The sequence below is a fragment of the Alcanivorax sp. HI0083 genome (assembly GCF_001635175.1).
Window position 1 is genome coordinate 1 of sequence record NZ_LWFX01001502.1, and the last position, 1,760, is coordinate 1,760.

The following is a 1,760-nucleotide window of genomic DNA, read 5'->3' on the forward strand; positions in this document are numbered from 1 at the left end:
ATATTGTTCGAACACCCGCTGGCTAAGAGGAAGGGTTAACGCTTCAGCACGGGCCTCGTCCAGAATCATGCGCAAGTCCTTGAGCTGGATCCGCGCCGGGGCGCCGGGTTCGAAATCCCGGGCCAGCATGCGCTCGCCATGNTGCTCAAGAATCTTGCTGCCCGCAAAGCCGCCCAACAATGCTTCACGAACTTTTTCCGGGCGGGCGCCACCCTTGGCGGCCAGCAACAGGGCTTCTGAAACCGCGCCGATGGTAATGCCGACAATCGCCTGGTTGGCCAGTTTCGCCAGCTGGCCGCTGCCCACCGTGCCAATATGCGTCGCCTTGCCCAGGGCTTGAAAAATCGGCCCTGCCCGGTCGACGTCTTGATCACTCCCGCCCGCCATGATCGACAACGTGCCGCCTTGTGCTCCCCGGGTACCGCCGGACACGGGCGCATCCAGATACCCCCCGCCCTGCTGCGCAACCCGCGCCCCATGCCGCCGGGCGGTGCCGGGTTCAATGGAACTCATATCGATGACCAGCGCCTGCGGGCGCAACCCGGCAATGGCATCGCTCTGGTACAGCACCTGATCCACCACCGCACCGTCTTCCAGCATGGTGATCACCACATCTGCTTCGGCCACGGCTTGCGCCGGGCTGGCCGCAATGCGTGCTCGACTGGCAAATCGCTGTGCCTTGTCAGGGGTACGGTTCCACAAGGTGAGGGAAAAACCGGCATCCAGCAGTCGCGCCACCATGGGCGCCCCCATCAGACCGATGCCAAGAAAGCTGATATGAGGCATGAAATGTCCTGAACTAACGGAACGAAAAGTCTACGCGATTCACACTGGTGACTGTAGCCACGGGCTGGCACGTCAATCAAAAAAGCCGCCCGCAGGCGGCTCTTTCAATCCGGGACACGATACCCGGAGCAACTCAGTGCTCAGGCCGACTGGCTGCGACGCCCACGTAGCCAGAAAACCACGGCCAGGATAATCGCCACTGATTGTGCGACCACACCTTGCACGGTCGGGTAGAGACCCAACCACTCGATGGTGGGCACGCCCAGGTAGAACGCACTGATCAGCCCGGCTTCCTGCAGGGCGGCAATGCCGTTGCCAAGCAGAATCACCGACAGGATCAGCAGCACAATGCTGGTCACGCGGAAGAACAGACTCAGGGGCAAGCGCATGCCAATGCGGAAGAACAGGAAACACACCACCGCCAGCGCCAGAATGGCCGCCCCCATACCGTAAAACAGGTAAGGCTGAGTCGCCGCCGTCACCTGGCTCAACAAGGCCTCATAGAACAGGATGGTCTCGAAAATTTCCCGGTACACGGAAATGAAGGACACGAAGGCCAAGACCCAGATGGTGCCCTCGCCCAGGGCATTGTCCACCTTGCTCTTGATGTAGCCCATCCACTTCTGGCTATTGCTGTTGCTGTGCATCCAGAAGCCCACGTAAAACAGAATCAGCGCGGCCACCACACCGGCAAAACCCTCGGTCATTTCCCGCGATGCGCCACTGAAGGTAATCAGCGTGTTGGCCACGTACCAGGTCAGGCCGCCGGCCACTAACGCAGTGATCCAGCCATAGTGAATATGACGGGTCGCCTTCACCGCGTTGGCCTTGCGAGTAAACGTCAACAGGGCTGCCACCACCAGCAGGGCCTCCAGACCTTCACGGAACAGGATGAAGAAACTGGCAGACAAGGTTGCCGCCGGGCTAAGGCCATCACCGGACAAGGCATCACTGGCCTGGGCCAGGCCCTGTTG

At 60.8% G+C, this 1,760-nt stretch carries 2 protein-coding genes; both read right to left on the reverse strand.

Features of this window, described 5'->3' with window-relative positions:
- Positions 1 to 786, reverse strand: a 786-nt coding sequence (locus A3754_RS22715) for an NAD(P)-dependent oxidoreductase (protein WP_063521414.1), incomplete at its 3' end; no start/stop codon positions are given.
- A 140-nt stretch (positions 787 to 926) separates the two neighbouring features.
- Positions 927 to 1,760 (reverse strand): FTR1 family protein (locus A3754_RS22720; RefSeq protein WP_197468792.1); only part of this gene is annotated, 834 nt, incomplete at its 5' end.